The following is a 20,497-nucleotide window of genomic DNA, read 5'->3' as shown; positions in this document are numbered from 1 at the left end:
AATATGATGAAGGGTTTGGATTATTCTGTTTTCAATCTTAACTGTTTGATAACTTCCCGGGGGTTCTGGAATTTAAAAGCGATTTTGTCATCGTCTTTAACTTTTTGTACACCTTCAAGTAAGATTTTATCGCCTAAGGATAAGCCATCGCTAAGCACATATAAATCGGGCAACTCACTGGCAATCGTTATTGTTCTTGAATGAACTTTATTTTTACTGTCGACAACAAAAACGTAGGTTTTATCCTGGATATCATAAGTCGCTTTTTGCGGAATTACGATTGCACTTTTCAATGGTACAAGCATTTGGATTTTACCGGTTTCACCATTTCTAAGCAGGTTATCGGCATTGTTAAACCGGGCACGAAAAGCAATATTCCCGGTTTCATTATTGAATTCACTTTCGATAACCTCTACTTTACCCTTCGATTTCAAAAGTTCATTGTTTGCCAGTAACAAACTCACTTCCTGCTGTCCTTTCGCCTTTGCAGCACTTTGATAACTCAAATATTCTGGTTCAGAAACATTGAAATAGGCGAAAACCTGACTGTTATCCGACAGGCTGGTCAGCAGTGCACCCTCGTCTATCATGCTTCCCAACTTGAAAGGAATGCGATCGATTGTTCCATCGAAAGGTGCCCTGATTTCTGTAAAAGCCAGGTGCATTTTTGCCATCGCCGTTTCTGCATTCGCACCCTGCAATTTGGCTTTTGCCATTGCAAGTTCATTTTTAGAAACCACATTTTTATCTGTAAGTAATTTTGTGTTTTCCAATTCGATTTCTGCCGATTTTGTTTCTGCCTGTGCTTTCAACAATTCTGCCTGAAGCATTTTGGGCATAATCCTGAACAAGACCTGCCCGGCATGAACATGCTGGCCTTCATCTACATAAATATTCTGGAGGTAGCCTTTTTCTAAGGCGCGGATTTCGATGTTTCTTACAGATTTGATCTGCGAAACATAGGATTTGGTAAATGAAGTATCAATTTTTAGCGGGGATGTTACCGCATAAATAGCAACTTCTTCTTTTTCTTCTTTTTTCTCGGTACAACCTGTTACGTAAAGTAAAGCACACAGGCCAAGGAACATGACATTTCTCTTCATCTTTTTACTGATAGTTTATCTGATTTACAATTGTTAATCAAACAGCTAGCTAAATTTCAAAAGACCGACTGCAGCGGAGCAGAAGAGATACTTCAATAATCTAAGCCATTTGTTGATTAATTCTGATACGAAATAACCATAGAATTATGAAGTTATAATGAAGTTGAAACGAATGTGCTAAATGGATGTATCCGGGTTGCGATAAGTTGCGTATTTAATAGGCGCGTGCCAACAGGTATGGAATTGCTTTAATTGATTTTCATATTTCTTCCAGCAATCAGCTGATTTACAGTGTTAAGAACGGTTTCGAAATCAACAGGCTTAACTAAATAGGCCGCCCCAGTTTCAAAAGCTTTAACAGCAAATTTTTCGTGTGCGGTAACGAATACAATGTAGTTAACTTTATTTTTCAGCATCCTGGCAATATCAAGACCTGATACTTCCATGCCGATATCGATAAATAGAAAATCAACCATTTCAAGCTCCTGGAAAGCGGCAGTTGCCATTATAGGATCAGTAAAACTACCTATCAATTCGAGTTCACTGATATCAGAAACGATTTTTTCTAAAATTGAAACACTTAAACTGTTATCATCCAGTATAACGCAGCTATACTTTTGTTTATTTGAGGGGTTCATAAATAAAACGATTGACTTTAAATATTTAAACTAAAAATAAATTAATATTTTCAATTTCCCGTAACTTATCAATATGCTCTTCTTTTAATGGCTTACTGATAAAGGAGTGTATGTTCTGATAATTTTCCGCTTTAATTTTATCCCCTTCGTTTACAGAAGAGGTTACCATAACAACATGAACGTTGTCTTTAAAATCACTTTTCTCAATTGCGCAAAGCAAATCCCATCCATTTAATACCGGCATATTGATATCCAAAAACAGGAGAAACTTTTTCTGAGTTGCGCTGTTCTGCTGCATATAAATCAATGCATCCTGCGCTTCCGAAAAATAATGGCAGCTAACATGGGGCAATGCGAATTCAAGAACGACCTGATGAATCATAAGAATTATGGGATCATCATCAATAACCAAAATTTCTCTTTCTGTCATTAACTTACTTTGTCTTGTCAGACTTAATTGTTATATCCTTAATTATTTCATCAAGCTCCTGTGCCGAAACAGCTATCTGTTTGAGAATATCTGCCTGGGAAATGACCACTTGATTTTTGTTAGCAGATAATATATCTACCAGTCCCATAATCCGGGCTAGCGGGGCTCGAACAGCATGGGATTGTATCCAGGCAATTTCTTCAAGCTTTGCATTTTTTTCTTCTATCGCATTAATGTACAATAATTCTTTGGTAATATCAGAAGCAACGATAAGCTTTGCCTCTTTTCCTTTAAACAGCATCGGATTACTTCTGATGTCTATCCGTATTTCTGTGCCGTCCTTAGTTTTATGTTTGTAAATTCCACGGTTGTAAATTATTTTACCAGCTTTCGAGTCTTGAATTGTGCGTTCCAGAACTGGCAGTTCCTCTTCCGGTCGGATATCGCGAATAGTCATCGAAAGAAATTCTGCCCTGCTGTAGCCATAATGATTTATTGCAGCAAGATTTACATCGAGAAACCGCAGCGTATTTATATCATAAACCCACATCGGAAGCGGACTAAAATGAAAGAGTTCGCTGTAGCGTTTTTCAGATTCAGCTACCCTTCTTAAAACTTCCTTATTTAAAATCTCCGCCCGTTTACGTACATCGATGTCCTGGAAACTACCAAAGATGCGAATGCTCTTACCTTCCAGCATCTCCGCCTGCCCTATCGTTCTAACCCATTTATAATTGCCTTTGTACGTTTTGATTTCGAGTTCCTCATCCCATGGGGTGCCATGGTCTATACATTCCTGCACCTTTTGTTTGATGGTATCTCTACTCACACCCTCCTTGAAATTGTTCATTCCATCATCCAAATCAGGCACAAAATCAAGGCTTACTTCTCTTATTTCTTTAGTTACATCAGACCAATACACCGTTCTATCGGCTACATTTACTTCCCAGCTACCAATACGCGCCAAACTGTTTGTTTTTTGAAGCAAATCTGCCAGCGTTTTTTTCTCCGTGATGTCTTTTGCTACAGCGAATATAACACCATCTAACGACACCGCATTTGCTGTCCAGGAGAGCCATTTCACTTGTCCGGATTTGGTTACGTACCTGTTTTCAAAGTTCATCGGTTTACGGCCCTCGGTTAAAAGCTTTATCCTCCTCGCAGTGGCAAACCTGTCTTGAGGATGAACAAAGAACTTCACCGGTTTTTTAAGTAGCTCCGCTTCCGAATAGCCAAGAAGTTCTGCAGCGGCAGGATTAATCCGTTTAAAATAGCCCCTGTAATCAATTGTTGCCAGTATATCCGGTGCGAACTCAAAAACCTCACTTAACTCTTGTTCAATATGCTTTTTTTTGATTTTTCCGGCCAGAAATTCTGAAAAAACATCGGATAAGACAGCCATTCCTTCGAGGTTATGGTAGGATTTTACAGCAAGTACCAGGATACCGATTAACTTTTTATTGTATGATAAGGGCATTCCGTAAATCCGCTTTAAACCCATTTTAATGGCCGGAATCATCCTTTCATCAAAGACGGATTCTTCTGATAATTTCAGATCGTGAAGCACCATGTTTTCCCAAACTTTACCTACAAACCCTTCGCCTTTTTTAACTGTGGTGTAATGGGCGGTCTCTATGTAAAAATCTTCAGTTTGCTTATCTGCCTCACTTCTCGAAAAAAGTTTCAGATGACTTTCATTCCCATCCGGAAGCCATAACTCCGCATTTGAAAAATTGCAACACCGAATAATCTCTGCCAGTACCAGCGGAGCCACCTCCTTCATATCCGTAAAATGGTTAAATAACACACTTAACCCGGAAATTAATTTTTGCCTGATGGCTTCAGTTCTTTCTTCTGTAATGTCCCTCTGAACAGAAATCCAACGGTTAAAATTGCCATGACTGTCGGCAATTGGTGTTACAGACAAATTAAGCCAGAACTCCTCCCTATTTTTTTTATAATTTATAAGCGTTAATTCGCCGGGCAATCCTTTTAAAAGCGATTCAACTAATAATTTAACTTGTTGCTGATCCGTTCTCGGGCCTTCTAATATCCGGGGAGATTTACCAATGAGCTCGTCTAAACGATACCCCGTCATATTCAAAAAAGCATCGTTTACATAAATAAACTGGCTTATTGGAAATTTTGTTAAGTCGACAGACATAATCGCGACGGAATCTGTCGTATTGATTACCACAGACTCGAGCAGCTTTAACCTTTGCTCTTCTTGTATCTTATTGGTCACATCCTGCATAGCGCCAACCATGCGTATCGGTGCGCCATTTTTATCAAACAAAACCAAACCCTTATCGGCAACAAAAGCGTATTCACCATTCGCTTTTTTTAAGCGGTACTCACCAGACCAATTACATTGTTTATTTTTAAACAAAAGTTCTAAACTATTTTTAATAGCCGCTACATCTTCGGGATGAATTTTGAAATAAAAATTTTCTCCTGTAGTTTCCATTTCTGCGGCATCATAACCGAAAAGCTTTAAAAAACCCTCACCCCACAATAATGTGTCATTAACAACATCCCAATCCCATATTGCTTCAGAGGTGGCCATTGTTACATACTTAAACCTTTCGTTTGATAGAAGCACATCATTACGGGCATTTACCTGTTCCGTTACATCCCTGGAATTTGCGACAATACCTTTTATGGAAGGTTCATTTCGTAAATCACTTAATACGGTTTGCACCCAGCGCCAGCTTCCATCTTCATGCAGGAAACGGAATGGCTTTAGGGTTACACGACCCTTGCCTGCAATGTCTTTGAGCATATCTTGCGCTTCTCTAACATCGTCGGGATGAATAAATTCAAATGCATTTCTGCCAATATAATATTCTGGATGATAACCCAATAATGCAAAGGAGGTATTGCTTACATAACGATAATTACCGGCATCATCCAAAACGGCTATCATATCCAGACCATCCCGAACAAGGTAATTGAAGCTTTCCACATCAAGTTTAAGCTGGCCATGGGGAACATCTTTATTTGAGGAGACCGGACCCAGGTTTTTTATTGCCGGGATTAATCTTAAAGTAAAATACTGGCTAAGCTCATCCTGTTCTGCCAATAGCTCAATAGTTAAGGTGTATGTTTTCTTGAAAACCTCACTAAAAAAAGTCGTTACTGACACCTTCCCTGAAGCAGCTTGCTTTAAGCCGTTAAAAACCATCTCGTTGTTGCGGTCATCGCCAGTAAAGCCCGGGATTAAATTGCCGGGTATCTGCTCGAAAAATTCAGCTCTGCTAATTCCGGCCTCCTTGAGGTACGCATTAGTAACCTCTATTACGCCGTAATCTTTATCAACATGTTTGATCAGTATTTCCGCAAAAGAAGATTTACGAAAAATTTGCTGAAAAATGTCTTTAGGCATTTGGTCTTTAATTACAGTTTCATTTGTGGTTTATCAATTTAAATCAATATCAAAACACAACGGCTTATTAATATTACAAATAAATTACATGCATATATACAATATAATAATTATAACCGCGAAGATTATTTAAAGATTAAATCCCGATTAAAAAAGCGCATTTTAAAATACCCTGTCAACTAAGGATTTACAGGTAAATTCCTTATTCCTTTGATACATTTAATTTTGTTCATGTTTTTTCTCTAAAAATCATTCATTGTGTTCATTTAATATCAGCTTCATTTTTTCTCCAAAAAAAATGTATATCCGATAGTTATCTCAAAAAACGAATCCTGACAGCGAACAAAGTTGAACTGATGAACTATAAAGAAATGAAAAAGACATTAACGAAATTACCCGTCCTTATATTATATGCTCCTGTCAATATTGAGCTAAGGCACTTCTTAGAAACGCTGCCATTACTATAGTATAAAATAGACAGAAATTAGAATTTATGTAATATTTTTTTCACATTGGCTCACGTTAGCAATAATTAGGGTTAACTTGCGCAAACGCTAACCAATCTAATTACAATGAATAATTTTCTGTTAGGCTTTACCTTTTTGTGCTTGTGGCTTCCCACTCTAAAAATAAAAAATAACCCGCTCGAAAAATCCATTTCAATTGAACAGGATCTTTTTGAAAATCCTGTAAACATCAAAGCGAGTTGGCTGGGTTATTTACAATCTGCCAGAACCAAAAAATACATAAGCAATATACCAATGTTCCTTTACCGGAATAGGCCATCGGCTTATGCTAAAATAATCTGTATTCCTGCAAAACTTGATAACTGGAAGGCTAAGTTTAAGGGAAAAAGTATATCGCAAAAAACATCCATCACAAAAACGCTAAGCCAGGGTATTATAGGTCATGCATTTGACAAAAAGCAATTCGCTATTTATGCATTTTTCCAGCAGGGGAATGGATACAATGGTTCTGATAAAGGGAATAATACAAACCGATTTCCAGTTACCATTCACGTTTATAAAAATATTGGAAAAATTTGGAGCCCTGTTGTGAAGAGAACGGTGGGTAACCGGTTGGCCTACGAACAACTACAATATGATGTAGCTACGTTAGCATTATAAGGCGGGGATGTATAAAAACAGCCAGAACAGCACATTCCATTTTTTATTTTCCAAAAAATAAAGAGGCTGCCCAAGGTTATTTTTTCATCCCCGGCTTTATGTATTTAAAAAAGACTTAACAAAATCAAGGTTTTACAGGTTCCTTAGCAGGAAGCGGATCAGCATCAGTTTGGCCGTCTTTAAACTCTTTTATGCCTTTCCCAAGGCCTTTCATTAATTCTGGAATCTTTTTACCGCCAAATAACAGCAGTAAAGCTAAAGCCAATATAATCATTTCTGGTCCCCCTAAAAGGGCTGCGATTGTAGTAGTCATGTGGTTAAGGTTTATTTTTTCTGATCTGCATCTGCAAACTATTTATCATTTACGAAAAATAGAGCAAACTGGTTTTTCAGCAATAAATTAAAATATTCAGGACATGAATGGCGTGGCGCAGGCCATTAATTTTATACTGAATATCAAGGTTCCGCATCAGCATTCCTAACCCAGCGTGTTATTTGAATCTTCATAATTGCACCTGATTGATAAACGATATTACCGTTCTTGATTTGTCTCTTATATTTGTTATAATAAAGCAAAACAATCATGAAAAAATTAAAATTTTTATTAAGCCTTGTGGCTTTACTAATTACGTTTACAGCAGCCAATGCGCAGGAATCATTAAGCACTAAAATTGCAGAATGGGAAAGGGCAAAAACCTATACCAAAGAATATCTGGATATGATGCCCGAATCTGGCTACGCATTAAAACCAACGCCCGAAATGCGTTCCTTTGCCGAACAAATGTTACACCTTACGGATGCAAATTACGGTTTTACTGCAACTGCAACAGGTGAAAAAAGCCCTTTCGGATTAGGTGAAGCAGAGAAAATTCAGGATAAATCTAAAGCAAACGTAACAAAAGTTGTCATGGCAGGATACGACTATGTTATAGCGGCCCTACAAAAAATGACACCTAAGCAATTTGAAGAAAAGGTGAAATTCATGAACCGTTTCGAAATGACGAAGGATATGGTTTTCATAAAGAATTTTGAACATCAGACACATCATCGTGGCCAGGCAACAGTTTACCTTCGTTTAGCAGGTGTTAAACCCCCGCAAGAAAAATTATTTTAATTCATTATAAAGGCTATATCTTGGTGAGTTTATGCTACGGAACGAAGACAGACAATTCCGCTCAGTAGGATAATATGGTGCAGACCTATTTCCTGTTACGCCTCACTTAGCACAACTGTAATAAAGATATAGCCTGTTTCTTATACATATGATAATCAGATTGGCTAAACTGGAAGATGTGCCGCAAATTATGCAGCTTGTAAGGAAGGTTATTCCTTTAATGCACAACAGCGGGAATTTTCAATGGGGTAATGATTACCCTGGTTCTGAAGTGTTTATCCGTGACATTTCTTTATATCAGCTATGGCTTAGCGAGCTTGATAATAAAATAACCGGACTGGCTGCAATTACAACTGAACAGGATCCTGAATATATTGATGTAGGCTGGAATATTGAAGCTGAAGCAATTGTAACACACCGTTTGGCGGTCGACCCCGACTGCCAGCGTATGGGTATCGCCAATGCGCTCATGAGCCAGGCTGAATTAATTGCTAAAGCATCGGGAATAAAGATCTTACGTGTTGATACGAATAGTGAAAATACAGCAACAAATAGGCTTTTCCCGAAATTAGGCTATCAGTACAGCGGGGAAATTAGCTTCGCCAGGCGGCCCGGACTTCGTTTTTATTGTTACCAAAAATTATTGCCCTAAATTGTCAAACCTCGGGAAGCAAATTAAAGATAACAGGGCTAAAGCTTTTTTTTCGGATAAGATGAATCTGACTCGATGAACAGGTTCTTATACAGCTCCTTGTCTGCGAATGCTATAAGGAGCTAATGTTGTAAAGGTTTTAGAAAAATTAAGCACTGGTTATTAACGCTTCCACATCGTTAATGAGTTTCATTTTTCCGTAAATCCAGGTTTTGGGAGATGAAAAGTCTTCAATTATCTCATCCAGGTTTTTCTCGGATAGATTTGCAAATTTTTTCAACTCTTTAACTAAAACATAGGAGTCCATATCGCCGTAGCCTCTAAGCTGCTGAACTTTTTTTAAAAATGAACTCATTTGAACATTATTTTCGAGTATCTCCATATCACAAATATCGCAATATGTATAATTTATAATACCGTAAAAACACCCTATTTATTTTTTTTGTGAAACATTTTTGTTAGATAGTCTGAAACAACAACAGGTTCATTTTGTAAGCAGATAACTGCTCATATGGCGCAAGCTGTTCAATTACGGAAAAGAGTTATCAACACATTCAACATAATCAGTCATTTATTGTTGTTCATTTTTTATTTCCCTGATTAACAATGAAATCAGCACCGCTCATATTAACACTTCGGATTGACAAAGAAAAGCAGTTTTTTTTCAATCAACTACGCCTGCAGCACTTCCCTGCCTCAAGAAACGTGCTGCAAGCACACCTAACGCTATTTCATAAAATTCGCGATGAGGCCAATACCTACAAGGTGCTCCAGAATGTGGAGCACGAAATTTTTAAGCTGTCTGTCACCGGGCTCATGCACCTTGGAAATGGTGTTGCTTTCAAAATAGAATCTGAAGTGTTGTCTTCCTTACGCCTCAAACTTCGAAACGTTTTCGAAAACGTGCTCTCCGATCAGGATAAGCAAGGTTTCAGGCCACACATTACCATTCAGAATAAAGTAACTGCGGAAGCAGCAAGTCAGCTTTTTCAGGAAACTTCCAAAACATTTGAGGCTATGGAAATTGAAGCATATGGTCTCGATCTATGGCGGTATTTGAACGGACCATGGGCACACGTCGCATTTTATCCTTTCCAGGCCCAAAACTAAATCTTCGAATGCACCCGATGAAAAGCAAATACGAACTTCCGACAAAAATATGCCCGGTATGCCGGCTACCGTTCAGTTGGCGCAAAAAATGGAAAAGGGATTGGGCTAACGTGGTGTATTGCAGTAAGCGTTGTGCCTCAAACAAATAACTCCCATTTACTATTAAAAATGACTCAATATTTCTTTTATTTGTATCTTTAAACTTACGGTTTTGTTAAAAGACCTTAAACTAAACTTGCTGCCGGTAAATACCCGGATATAACCAAATAGATAATCTATAAATCCCTGATTAATGACCGCTGAACAAACGCTTTTGTCTAAACGCATACTGGCCATCGATATTTTAAGAGGTTTGGTCATGATCATCATGGCCCTGGATCATACGCGGGATTTCTTCCATAAAGACGCTATGACGGGTGACCCGCTCAATCCGGAAACTACAAGCGCCTTCTTATTTTTTACCCGATGGATTACCCATTTTTGCGCCCCTACTTTCGTGTTTCTTTCTGGTTTGTCAGCCTATCTTTCTGCTCAGAACAAGAGCGCTCAGAAATCGAGTGTTTTTTTGTTCAAAAGAGGATTGTGGCTGGTATTTGTTGAAATTGTAATCATCACCTTCGGACTCACATTCAATCCATTTTTTAACTTTATTATTCTCCAGGTTATTTGGGCAATTGGCTGGAGTATGATCCTCCTGGCTATTTTTAGTCGCATTTCCTATAAATTGGTTCTGGTTACCGGATTACTGGTGGTAATTGGCCATAATATCTTTGATCTATTGCCAACGCCACAGAATGAGGTGTCCGGTATATTGATGAAAGTATTTTTCACTGCATCAGGAACCGTTATTCCACTACCAAACAACCATTTTATAGGGGTATTTTACGCTATTTTACCCTGGACAGGCATTATGTTCCTGGGTTATGCTTCCGGAAAATGGTTTACAAAAGACTTCAGTATTTTAAAACGGAACAGAAATTTAAAGAACTTCGGTGCACTGTCTTTGCTTGTTTTCGTGGCCCTCCGGTTGCTCCGTATATATGGAGATCCTGCTCCCTGGAAGGAGTACCACGATTTTTCCAAAAACTTATTGTCTTTTCTGAACGTAAGCAAATACCCGCCATCTTTGGCATACACTTCCCTCACCTTAGGTTTTGCGCTCCTGTTTTTAGCCATTGCTAAAAATGCAAAAAACAAGCTTAGCACAATTCTTTCCGTTTACGGGCGTGTACCATTTTTTTATTATGTGATACACTTTTATTTACTTCACATCATCCTCATTGCACTTTTCTTCCTGGAAGGAAATACCACTAAAGAAATTATCCAAATCCCCTTTCTTTTCAGGCCGGTAAAATTTGGCTATGATTTGTGGCTTGTCTATGGCATCTGGATATCGGTTATTGCCTCGCTTTACTATCCATGCAAATGGTTTAATAAATATAAGGCTACACATAACAACTGGTGGCTGAGTTATCTGTAGACCCATGTTTTAGCAATAGCGTTTTACCTTAACTGACAGTTTTGAGCAAATGGCCTAAGGCCACATTAAATAAGCAAGCTGTATCAAAAAGATTCACAATGGCGCATTTATACAATTAATATTTCGATACGTCGTCGTTCCCAATCCAAGAGTTGTCGGGTTCATTGCCAAGCGCCATTAGATTCTAACCTTAAGCGAATTTATTTTGATACAGCCTGCTTTTAAAAAATGTTAAATGATAAACTCCTCCTCTAGGAAGTCATTAAAATGCGGTAAACTACAATTTATTTGGCTGAAAAAACTTAACCGTTCCATCGCCTTCGCTCGAAACCACGACTAAACTTCTGCCGTTCGGGCTATCTTTCGGTTTAACAAACAATACGCCTTCAGGTGCATCTCCTGTAGCAAACAACTGAACAAATTTAGGTGCTGCAGGTGTCGTTACATCGTAAACAGCAATCATATCAACCCGTTCTAAACCGATAAAAGCAAGTGTTCTTCCGTTAACTTCGGCTACCGTTACGCCTTCAACTTCTACGCCTTTATTATCCGATCGCTCATCATCATATTTACCTGCGTCAATAACATGCTGTTCTAAATCCTTACCAATGTTTGCAACCAACGCGCCGGTGCTAGCATTCAGAATACTAAGGCTTCGGCCACCCGTCGCATATAATTCATCATAATCTCCATCACCATCTGCATCACCATAAGCTTTTGTTACCGTTAACCGGCCTAAATTTGCATCAAGCTGCAAGGTTGCCGCAGCAGGGAATTTTGTTGGATCGAGCTTTAAACTTTTAACCCTGGCTTCTTCATCATAACCTTTCCAGGCCCTGGTATCGCCTTCATTTGCCAGCGCGATGTAAGCTGAACCACCGGTTGTAAAATAGGAAATTGCATCTGGAAGGTAAAAAGCCTTAAGCGGCCAGTTTGCCAGCGCAATTTTGCCATCTTTATCACTTACATCGAAAGGATTTTCAGCAAGATTGATGTCTCTTGTACCAAGCGGGTTAATTTTAGTAATCGTGCCGCTTACAACATCTATTTCTGCAACACCATTGTTTTCCTGAAGGGTTACATAAGCTTTTTTCGAATCTGCACTTACGGCAATGTATTCCGGCTCTATATCCTGCGCAAAAGTCGCTTTCGGGCCATATATTCTAAATCCTCCTGCCAGCAGACTCGCTTTCTGCGATTCAAAGCCCGAAAAATCCAGCGTTTTTACACTATAATTATCTTTTACATTTATAATCGATACCGTTCCTTTAGGATCTACCGTATAGTCATCATTTGGTTCTCCCTCATTGGCCGAAAGAATGTAATTGCCATCCGGACTAAAGGTAACCATATCGGGCATTGCCCCCACTGTAATTTTCTTAACCTCTTCTAAAGTCGATGTTTTTAAAACCACAACCGCACCATTCCCCTGCTTATCCGCTCCATCTAAAGCGATTGCCAACAAGCCATTGCTTACTGCAACACTGTTTATACCTGCATTTGCCGGAAAATTCAGTGTATTGGATTTTGAAACATTTGGGTAATTACTTAAGTCGACAACTTCCACTTTAGCGCCCCCTTCATTGCTCACCACAAATAGTTTCTTTGTCAAGGGGTCGTAGGCAGAAATTTCTGCAGAAGTTTCACCGCCAAGGTCAATTGTTGCGACTTCCTTAAAACTCGAAATATCTTCTGTTATTGAAGACGTATCTTCATCAGCTATTTTTTTACAAGAGGTGGTTATCACCGTTGCCATCAATATGGCAAAAAAAAGTTTATTGCAGTTCATGTTTATTATCTGAGCCGCAAAAATAATGGCATAAATTTCAGTTATCAGCATCAACTTATTATCAATTCATTAACAAATTATTAAATCAATCGCATAAATCATTAGCCGGTAAAATGAATTATTATAGGGATGAACCAAAGAATGGTGCCAGCAGAAATGGAATTCACAAAGCCAGATGGAATTGCGCAATGAGATGTGGCGCAGCTGGTTTTTTTAATGAAATGGAGGAAGCAATATAAAAAAATATCGTCATCCCCGATAATCGGAAATCTTATACAATGAAAATGCTTAGGAAAACCGAATATATTGAGAATGACGATAGCAAAGGAGGTAATGTCTTTACCAGAACAAATACGCAGGCGTATTAAACAACCCTTACTTTTACTGCATTTAATCCTTTTTTACCTTCCTGCACTTCATACTCTACCCTATCGTTCTGATCAATTTCATCGATAAGACCCGATGCATGAACGAAAATTTCGCTGCCGCTATCTTCTGTAATGAAACCAAATCCTTTTTCTGAATTAAAAAATTTTACTGTACCGTTTTTCATGTTGATATTATTTTTATTTTTTTGTTAAAAATATATTTAAAAATTTAAGCATCAAATTTATTTGTCAAATCTTTTTAAAAAATCAGACTGGAAACCAATGGTTTCACCAGATTCAAAATGACTATTCTGAGCTGACATACATCCTTAAAGTTTCCAGGTTATTTATGGCCGCACCCATGGTATTGTTGAAATAAGCGTAAACCGTTTTGCCTTCATGCATCCAGTCTTTTATATAGCTGGCATACTCTGCAAGGAATGCTTCATCATAACTGCCCCGGTAACTTCCATTTGGCCCATGAAACCGCAGGTAGACCCAATCTGTACCGGTATCACGATAACCTGAGCCATAGCCGCCCTTATCATGGATGACCAGGCTACAAGAATGTGTCTCCAACACCTCATAAACCTGCTCATCATACCACTCGGCATGTCTGAATTCTATTGAAATTTTCCAGTTCTTATGCGGGTCTTTTAAACGTATAGCGCTTAACAGTTCTTCCAGCTTTGGCAAATTGCGCAGTTTAAAGCTTGCCGGAAACTGGATTAATAAACAACCAGATTTACCCTCAACCTGGTTAATGCTGTCCATAAACTTATCCAAATCCAATGGATTATAATTCAGTTCCTTTATGTGTGTAACTTCTTTATAAAGCTTAAAGGTAAAGCGAAAAGCTTCCGGCACATCCATTGCCCATTTCCTTACCGTGGCAGCCAGGGGTATTTTGTAAAATGAACTGTTTATTTCAATTGAAGAAAATAACGAAGCATAGAAGTTTAGCCTGCTCTTGTCCTGAAAAGCCAATGGATAAAATGACTTATTGGCTACAGGCAACAGTAAACCGCTGGTACCGGTAAAATACTTTTCGTCGGAAAGGATATCCATAAATAATTTTAATCAATTGGGCGCTGTTATATTTATTTATTACAACATGATAAATTAATTATTGTTCAACCCGGTAGGAAAAATGCGTAGCCTGGCTTATCAACCTATGTATCCGAATCATGAACAACCTTCAGGCTTACTTAAGCATTCAACAATAAATAATCTTTTTTCAATATTCTGAAAACTAAAAAAAAACCGCCTGTGTTATAAAATTACCTAATGGAAAATATTATGACAAATGAGAACAAAATGAGCAGGCGAAGGGCGTTAAGCGGCCTTGGCGTTGCGATGGCTACAGTGGCGGCTGCGCCCGTATTGGCCGGAGCTGCTTTGCCCGAACAAACAGGCTTTGCTCCGGTAGATTTACAAGACCCGACTACAAAATACCCTAAACCACCCTTTACACACCAGAACCAGCCCTGGCCGGCACTGGCCAGTAAAATGGTACCGAGGCCCGACCATGGTGAAGAAACCTACAAAGGCTCTGGCCGTTTGGCTGGCAGAAAGGCATTAATAACCGGCGGCGATTCGGGTATGGGCCGGGCCGCGGCCATTGCTTATGCCAGAGAAGGTGCCGATGTGGCCATTAACTACCTGCCACAGGAAGAGCCTGATGCCCGGGAAGTGGTGGCGCTGATTAAAAAAGCAGGACAAAAAGCCGTGGCCATACCAGGCGACCTCCGCGAAGAAAGCTTTTGTAAAAAACTGGTAGACGAGGCGGCAAAACAACTCGGCGGCCTTGATATCGTAGTGAGCAATGCCGCCCGGCAGCAAAGCCATCCATCCATACTCGATATTTCGTCCGATCAGTTCGACTGGACCATAAAAACCAATATCTATGCCCCTTTCTGGATAATTAAAGCGGCACTTCCCTATTTAAAACCAGGCTCCAGCATCATCGGTACTACCTCGGTACAGGCAACCGATCCTTCGCCCGATTTATATGATTATGCTCAAACCAAAGCAGCTACTACCAATTTCTTAAAATCGCTGGCGAAACAATTAGGCCCAAAAGGGATTCGTGTAAATGGTGTGGCACCCGGACCGATATGGACACCCCTGCAAATGGGTGGCGGTTCAACGCCTGAAAAACTAAGAGAATTTGGAAAAGATACGCCGCTAGGAAGACCAGGGCAACCAGCCGAGCTGGCTTCAATTTATGTGCAGCTGGCCGCAAACGATGCCAGTTATTCTACCGGCCAGATTTATGGCGCCGCCGGCGGCAGCGGCCAACCCTAAAATAAAGAAGAGTCCTCAGTTTCCTGAGGACTCTTCTTTATACAATTAATATCACATTTAGTCCGGATTCCCTGCAGCGTTTCCAGCCAAATCACCAGAAACATCTTCCTCTTCATCACTTTCACCTGTTAATCCATCCTGCACACTATTGTCTTCGTGCTTTTGCTCGTCTACCGGTTTGCTACCTTGGCCACCCTCTTGGTTTTCATTTTCCTGATCCTTTGGATCGATGCTGTTGTTTTCCATATTTATTAGATTTTATTAGAAAAACAGCATGTTCCACAAATTGGTTTTGAAATATATGATAACCAATTCTGTTACCCTGCATTCTGTAGGATTAATTGATTATAATAAAATTGATGATATCGAAGCGCTGTTAAGCGAAACTAAAAAAATTATCGATGCGATAACTGAGTTGGTCCTCTGCCATGCATGGAATAGCAACTACTTTCGTGGCAGAGCTTCATAATGTCGTGACTAAGCGTTTCGGATGCATAAAGATTTTCAAACCTCTTAATGCAACTGATTAATATTATATAGCTTGCTAAACTCATTATAAATCATAACTTTAAGGATGATTTATAAATCAAAATTTCCATTACTTATCTTCAAATTTAATGTTCAGGAAATATTGGTATTGAATTTAATTTCTGAGGGGTTAACAAATCAGCAAATTGGAGATAAAATTTTTAAAAGCAGACGCACGATCGATGGAGTTCGAGTAATGTTGTTGTCGAAAAGCGGCACCAAAAATACCGCTGCACTAATAGCGTTCGGTTTTAGGTCTGGGATATTGGTTTAATTTGCCATCTCAACTAAACTTACCCAGGCTGGTGCGAGCTTGTAGCTCGTATCCAAATCATACCAATTTCTAACAATTCTTTTCTTTAATGTTTTCAAATCCCAAACTAAAATTACCGAATCTTGACCTCCCGTATAACTACTGCTTTTCAAATACGTTAAGTACGATTTAGAACAGGTATTTTGTCAAACATGGAAAGCTGTACCTTGGCTGCATCTAAGTTTAGTAAAAATGACGAATGCAACACCTAATCTTAATTACCTCTTACAAAAGGATTCGAACTTATATTTCTCCTATAATTTAGAAGAAGAAAAATTCCAATACCAAAACCCGGCGTTGAAAGATTTTTTAAAACCCGAACAAAGCACCAGCATTAAACAGCTGGTTTAATCGATTTAATTAAATCAACCGGCGTATCATCTCCGGCTTTTCCAAAGGAAACAATGTAATCTATGCAATTCAGTTCGGCGAGTACATCCATCCGATCGCTTAAACTATTAATCGGTCTGGTTGACCCCTTTAACCTTCTGATGCTGTCGTCATTGTTTAGCCCTACCACCAATACATCACCCTGCTCTTTGCTGCCCCGGAGGTAACTCACGTGCCCGCTGTGCAGTATGTCGAAACAACCATTTGTAAACACAATTCTTTTGCCCTGACTTTTTAGTTTTTTGCAAAGTTCCTGTAGCTCCGCCTTACTGAAAAGTTTTTTACACCCCGAAATTTCCTGTTCAAGATCCTTTAACCCGCAAACTGACGTATGCGGCTGTTTAACAACGTAATGTGCTGCCGCAATGGCGAGATTTGCAATGATTGCTAAACTGGCGTTTGCGCTGAGCGATAACATCGCTGCCGCTAAAAAAGTATCGCCGGCACCGCTAACTTCCGGGTGCTGTACTTTAGGAACGGCTTTATGGAATTTATATGTCCCTTTTTCAAAAAGATAAATGCCATTTGCATCAGCGGTCAGAATAATTAAATCCGCAGCGGTTTTTTCATATAGTGTTTTACCTAGTTTTTTTAGTCCGGTTAAGGGCAGGATGGTTTCCCGCTGCAAACCTAACAAGTTCATCGCCTCAACATAATTGGGCTTAACGATATCAGGTTTAAGCAAACGATACCGGTTATAATTCTTCGCATCGAGCGCAATTATTTTATCGTAGTTTACGTTCAGTTCAGCGATTCTATCAATCAGGTTTTGACCAATAATGCCTTTAGCGTAGTCGGCAATAAATATCGCATCGCTTTCTGGAAACAATCTTTCCAATTGCCTCTTTAATGAATTTTCTGCATCAGTATCCAGCGGATTTGTTGAACCTTCATCGAAACGAACCATTAACTGGCTGCCCGAACTTACCCTGGTTTTATAAAGGGTTTTCCTGCGTTTCGATTTTACAATAAAATCTGTTTTCAGTCCGGCTTCCTTAAGCAGACGAAAAGCCAGTTCAGCAGGCTCATCATTCCCGCAAACACTTAAAAAGGAAACATCAGCGCCCATTGCTTTCAGGTTGGCAGCCACATTGGCGGCACCGCCAAGGCAATACTTTTTTTCAGAAACATCAACTACCGGAACAGTAGCTTCAGGCGCGATGCGGTTGCAGGTTCCCTGCAGGTAGGCATCTACAATAAGTTCGCCGATAACAATGACTTTCTTTGATTTAAATCGGTTGAGTATATCTTTTTCTGACATGGTTTTGTTCTTGTGTCGTTTGGTGAATGAATGATACTGCTTCCAGGAAATCTCTGGCTATAAAATCTGGTGTTCTAAAAGGCTCACCGGCCCTGTCCCACTCCGCTTCATTTCCGTTATCAATCAGGACAGACCTGCATCCGGCAGTTTTACCGGCTTCGACATCATTTAAAATATCGCCTATCATCCAGGATTTTGATAAATCCAGTTGATGTCCGGCAGCCGCCTGTAGCAATAGGCCTGGTTTCGGTTTACGGCAATTGCAGGCAAGCGTATAGGAACTTATCACGCCATGAACATCGTGCGGGCAAAAATAATAGCCACTAATGTGTATGTAATGGCGACCAAATAATTCCAGCATATAATCCATTAAACGGTTAATTTCTTCTATCCCGAAGAAACCCTTCGCCACACCGGCCTGGTTTGAAATTATAAACAAGCTGAAGTGCTGCTGAAGTTCATATAAACCTTCCAATACCCCGGGGTTTAGCGTAGTTAAACCGGGATTAACGTTGTAAGGAATATCGGGAATCAGGGTTCCGTCTTTATCTAAAAAAATGGCCGCTTTAGCTTCCATAATTACCAATTAAGCTGCCGTTGGCTGCGAAATCTGTATTCAGGTTTGTTTTTACGGCCAGCTGCCTTTCTTTTGCCGACGTTTTATTGGTATAAAGCACGTTAAACAGGCGGTTTTCGATAATTGTACACAACAGGTGAACCAAGTGCAGGTGTACTTCCTGAATTCTTTGTGTGCTATCTGATGGTACAATTAAATTGATGTGGCCATATTCAGCGGCTTTACCTCCGTCTTTGCCGAGCATGGTGATGCACTGGAGACCTTTCTTCCTGGCCATTTGCATGGCCTTGATGGTGTTTGGCGAATTGCCGCTGGTGCTCAGACATAATAAAATGTCGCCCTCATTCCCGAAAGCCTGAACCTGCCTTGCAAAAACATCATCATAACCAAAATCGTTGGCCCAGGCAGTTATTATGGTGGTATCGCTGTTTAGTGAAATTGCCGGAAGCCCTTTACGGTGTGGGATTTCGAAGCGGCCGACCAGTTCTGCAACAAAATGCTGGCTTTCTGCGGCACTGCCGCCATTTCCGCAAACCAGAATTTTATTTCCCGCCTTCAGGGTGGCCGCCATTTTGCAACCTGCTGCAGAAACCAGGCTGGCTAATTCCTGAGCTGCTTTTTGAAAAGTAAATGCAGCTTCTTCGAAAGCCGAACCAATCATATTTAATTCCTGCGATTGTATGGCAAACTTTCTTTCTCTAATCGAATTGTAGCATTTAGCCATTTCTTCTGCTACTTTTTCCCAGGTAAAATAATGATTTACATGTTCAATAGCCTTTTGGCTCATTTCGGATAAAAGGCCGGGATTAGATAGCAATTCATTTAATTTATCGGCCAGTTCAGCCGGCTTTTTTGGGTCAACCAGGTAGCCGGTTTTACCGTCAACAACCGTATGTTTTATGCCGCCAACCCTCGAACCAATTACGGGTGTGCCGCAAGCCATCGATTCCAATGGTGTAATTCCGAATGGCTCATACCATGGAGTAGTTACAAAAACATCAGCAGCACTGTAAAAATGGCTCAGCTCCTCCCTGTTTTTCCTGCCTGCAAAATAGACTTTGTCCGAAATACCCAGTTTTGCCGTAAGCTGGTTCAGTCTTTTATATTCCGCGTCTTCTTCCAGCGCGGTATCAGGCCCACCCACTATAACAAGCCGTTTAGGCGAACGGTGATCCAGGGCTGCAAATGCTTCAACGAGGTTGTCAATCCCCTTTCGCATCACCATCCTGCCCAGCTGGAGTACTAAGCTTTCATTGCTGTCGAAACCAAGCAAAGCCCTGCTTTCCGCTTTCGAAACCGGATAAAACTGGCTGGGGTTAAAGCCGCATGGAATGGAAACAATCTTTTCAGGTGCTGCCTGGTAATACTCAATAAGGTCGGATTTATCCTGCGGGCATTCTGCAATAATCTTATCGGCATTCTTTACTATCTGGCGCTCCATGTCAATTCTTTCCTTCGGGAATTTGTCCATATCGCCCTGGTGAAGTGCACGAATATGTCCGAGTGCATGAAAAGTGATTACAAAAGGGAGGTCGAGCCGTTCTTTCAATTCCATAGCCACCAGGCCCGACATAAAAAAGTTGGCGTGAATAAGTTCGTAACTCAGCTTATTAAGCCGTATAAATTTTTCCATTTCCTGCCTGAATGAAGGCATATAAGGGGTGAGTTCTTCTTTGGCAATAACCCTCGCCGGCCCGGCTGTAACCAATATAACCCTTACACCAGGCGCAAATGGATGCACTTCTGCATCGCCTGCATGGTCTCTCCGGGTAAAAATATCCACTAAATAGCCTTGTTTAGCCAGTTGAAGGGCTAATTCGGCAACATATACATTTTGCCCGCCGTTATCGGCGCCGCCCAGTAAGGCCAGCGGCGATGCATGTTCACTTATAAATGCGATACTATGTTTCATGTTCAAATGGTTT

23 protein-coding genes are annotated in these 20,497 nt (G+C 40.0%); 9 read left to right on the top strand and 14 right to left on the bottom strand.

Annotated elements, in window-relative coordinates; translation table 11 throughout:
* Nucleotides 1–20: 20 nt before the first annotated feature.
* The 4 genes from ASF92_RS16295 to ASF92_RS16280 form a co-directional block, all read right to left on the bottom strand.
* Complete coding sequence (locus ASF92_RS16295) at nt 21–1,103, bottom strand: efflux RND transporter periplasmic adaptor subunit (protein WP_056095599.1); 1,083 nt, start codon at nt 1,101–1,103, stop codon at nt 21–23.
* A gap of 248 nt (nt 1,104–1,351) precedes the next feature.
* Nucleotides 1,352–1,741, bottom strand: a complete 390-nt coding sequence (locus ASF92_RS16290; protein WP_056095594.1) for a LytTR family DNA-binding domain-containing protein — start codon at nt 1,739–1,741, stop codon at nt 1,352–1,354.
* 25 nt (nt 1,742–1,766) lie between these two features.
* Nucleotides 1,767–2,171, bottom strand: a complete 405-nt coding sequence (locus ASF92_RS16285) for a response regulator (protein WP_056095591.1) — start codon at nt 2,169–2,171, stop codon at nt 1,767–1,769.
* 4 nt (nt 2,172–2,175) lie between these two features.
* On the bottom strand, nt 2,176–5,556 hold the full coding sequence (locus tag ASF92_RS16280; RefSeq protein ID WP_056095588.1) for a PAS domain S-box protein: 3,381 nt from the start codon (nt 5,554–5,556) through the stop codon (nt 2,176–2,178).
* Between the two features lie 572 nt (nt 5,557–6,128).
* Here ASF92_RS16280 and ASF92_RS16275 point away from each other — a divergent pair.
* Nucleotides 6,129–6,683, top strand: coding sequence for a hypothetical protein (locus ASF92_RS16275; protein ID WP_056095583.1), 555 nt, complete (start codon nt 6,129–6,131; stop codon nt 6,681–6,683).
* A 124-nt stretch (nt 6,684–6,807) separates the two neighbouring features.
* On the opposite strand, the gene tatA is transcribed toward ASF92_RS16275, so the two are convergent.
* Entirely contained in the window at nt 6,808–6,996 is a 189-nt protein-coding gene (gene tatA / locus ASF92_RS16270; RefSeq protein ID WP_056095581.1) for a twin-arginine translocase TatA/TatE family subunit, read from the bottom strand.
* 270 nt (nt 6,997–7,266) lie between these two features.
* Here tatA and ASF92_RS16265 point away from each other — a divergent pair, with 270 nt between their 5' ends.
* Together ASF92_RS16265 and ASF92_RS16260 are read left to right on the top strand one after the other, a co-directional pair.
* Complete coding sequence (locus tag ASF92_RS16265) at nt 7,267–7,797, top strand: DinB family protein (RefSeq protein ID WP_056095578.1); 531 nt, start codon at nt 7,267–7,269, stop codon at nt 7,795–7,797.
* Nucleotides 7,798–7,945: 148 nt separating this feature from the next.
* The gene (locus ASF92_RS16260) at nt 7,946–8,449 is read left to right on the top strand and encodes a GNAT family N-acetyltransferase (RefSeq protein WP_056095573.1); all 504 of its coding nucleotides are present in this window, start codon (nt 7,946–7,948) and stop codon (nt 8,447–8,449) included.
* A 148-nt stretch (nt 8,450–8,597) separates the two neighbouring features.
* On the opposite strand, the gene ASF92_RS16255 is transcribed toward ASF92_RS16260, so the two are convergent.
* Nucleotides 8,598–8,804 carry a hypothetical protein gene (locus ASF92_RS16255; RefSeq protein WP_157263944.1) on the bottom strand — a complete coding sequence of 69 codons (207 nt, stop codon included), beginning with the start codon at nt 8,802–8,804 and terminating at the stop codon, nt 8,598–8,600.
* A gap of 251 nt (nt 8,805–9,055) precedes the next feature.
* Between ASF92_RS16255 and ASF92_RS16250 the strand changes: the two genes are divergently transcribed.
* From ASF92_RS16250 to ASF92_RS16245, 3 genes are all read left to right on the top strand, one after another.
* Entirely contained in the window at nt 9,056–9,559 is a 504-nt protein-coding gene (locus ASF92_RS16250; protein ID WP_056095568.1) for a 2'-5' RNA ligase family protein, read from the top strand.
* Nucleotides 9,496–9,708, top strand: coding sequence for a DUF2256 domain-containing protein (locus tag ASF92_RS21625; protein ID WP_369817108.1), 213 nt, complete (start codon nt 9,496–9,498; stop codon nt 9,706–9,708). Before ASF92_RS16250 ends, ASF92_RS21625 begins: the two co-directional genes overlap by 64 nt.
* Before the next feature lie 143 nt (nt 9,709–9,851).
* Nucleotides 9,852–11,039: a DUF1624 domain-containing protein gene (locus ASF92_RS16245; RefSeq protein ID WP_056095565.1), complete on the top strand. Its 1,188-nt coding sequence runs from the start codon at nt 9,852–9,854 to the stop codon at nt 11,037–11,039.
* 277 nt (nt 11,040–11,316) lie between these two features.
* On the opposite strand, the gene ASF92_RS16240 is transcribed toward ASF92_RS16245, so the two are convergent.
* From ASF92_RS16240 to ASF92_RS16230, 3 genes are all read right to left on the bottom strand, one after another.
* Nucleotides 11,317–12,828, bottom strand: coding sequence for a choice-of-anchor I family protein (locus tag ASF92_RS16240; protein ID WP_056097080.1), 1,512 nt, complete (start codon nt 12,826–12,828; stop codon nt 11,317–11,319).
* A 364-nt stretch (nt 12,829–13,192) separates the two neighbouring features.
* The gene (locus tag ASF92_RS16235) at nt 13,193–13,381 is read right to left on the bottom strand and encodes a cold-shock protein (protein WP_056095562.1); all 189 of its coding nucleotides are present in this window, start codon (nt 13,379–13,381) and stop codon (nt 13,193–13,195) included.
* A 121-nt stretch (nt 13,382–13,502) separates the two neighbouring features.
* On the bottom strand, nt 13,503–14,264 hold the full coding sequence (locus ASF92_RS16230; protein ID WP_056095560.1) for a DUF72 domain-containing protein: 762 nt from the start codon (nt 14,262–14,264) through the stop codon (nt 13,503–13,505).
* A 219-nt stretch (nt 14,265–14,483) separates the two neighbouring features.
* Here ASF92_RS16230 and ASF92_RS16225 point away from each other — a divergent pair, with 219 nt between their 5' ends.
* Nucleotides 14,484–15,503, top strand: a complete 1,020-nt coding sequence (locus ASF92_RS16225) for an SDR family oxidoreductase (RefSeq protein WP_231729845.1) — start codon at nt 14,484–14,486, stop codon at nt 15,501–15,503.
* A 57-nt stretch (nt 15,504–15,560) separates the two neighbouring features.
* Here ASF92_RS16225 and ASF92_RS16220 read toward each other — a convergent pair whose 3' ends face one another.
* Complete coding sequence (locus tag ASF92_RS16220) at nt 15,561–15,749, bottom strand: hypothetical protein (RefSeq protein WP_056095556.1); 189 nt, start codon at nt 15,747–15,749, stop codon at nt 15,561–15,563.
* A 28-nt stretch (nt 15,750–15,777) separates the two neighbouring features.
* Between ASF92_RS16220 and ASF92_RS16215 the strand changes: the two genes are divergently transcribed.
* A complete protein-coding gene (locus tag ASF92_RS16215) occupies nt 15,778–15,972 on the top strand; it encodes a hypothetical protein (RefSeq protein ID WP_056095553.1) in 195 nt (64 codons plus the stop codon).
* Nucleotides 15,973–16,077: 105 nt separating this feature from the next.
* The gene (locus tag ASF92_RS21620) at nt 16,078–16,305 is read left to right on the top strand and encodes a LuxR C-terminal-related transcriptional regulator (RefSeq protein WP_056095552.1); all 228 of its coding nucleotides are present in this window, start codon (nt 16,078–16,080) and stop codon (nt 16,303–16,305) included.
* On the opposite strand, the gene ASF92_RS21265 is transcribed toward ASF92_RS21620, so the two are convergent.
* The 4 genes from ASF92_RS21265 to ASF92_RS21260 all read right to left on the bottom strand — a co-directional run bounded on the left by ASF92_RS21265 (nt 16,302) and on the right by ASF92_RS21260 (nt 20,484).
* Nucleotides 16,302–16,457: a hypothetical protein gene (locus tag ASF92_RS21265; protein WP_197413315.1), complete on the bottom strand. Its 156-nt coding sequence runs from the start codon at nt 16,455–16,457 to the stop codon at nt 16,302–16,304. The genes ASF92_RS21620 and ASF92_RS21265 overlap by 4 nt on opposite strands.
* Nucleotides 16,458–16,678: 221 nt before the next feature.
* A complete protein-coding gene (locus tag ASF92_RS16205) occupies nt 16,679–17,995 on the bottom strand; it encodes a PfkB family carbohydrate kinase (RefSeq protein WP_056095549.1) in 1,317 nt (438 codons plus the stop codon).
* Nucleotides 17,964–18,572, bottom strand: a complete 609-nt coding sequence (locus ASF92_RS16200; RefSeq protein ID WP_056095547.1) for an HAD-IIIA family hydrolase — start codon at nt 18,570–18,572, stop codon at nt 17,964–17,966. The genes ASF92_RS16205 and ASF92_RS16200 overlap by 32 nt, the downstream gene beginning before the upstream one ends.
* Complete coding sequence (locus ASF92_RS21260; RefSeq protein ID WP_056095544.1) at nt 18,562–20,484, bottom strand: glycosyltransferase; 1,923 nt, start codon at nt 20,482–20,484, stop codon at nt 18,562–18,564. The genes ASF92_RS16200 and ASF92_RS21260 overlap by 11 nt, the downstream gene beginning before the upstream one ends.
* Nucleotides 20,485–20,497: the final 13 nt, after the last annotated feature.

The sequence above is a fragment of the Pedobacter sp. Leaf176 genome, assembly GCF_001424305.1.
In the GTDB taxonomy this organism is placed as follows: Bacteria; Bacteroidota; Bacteroidia; order Sphingobacteriales; family Sphingobacteriaceae; genus Pedobacter.
Note: the sequence above shows the minus strand (reverse complement) of the source record. Positions and strands in the feature narration are given on the sequence as shown.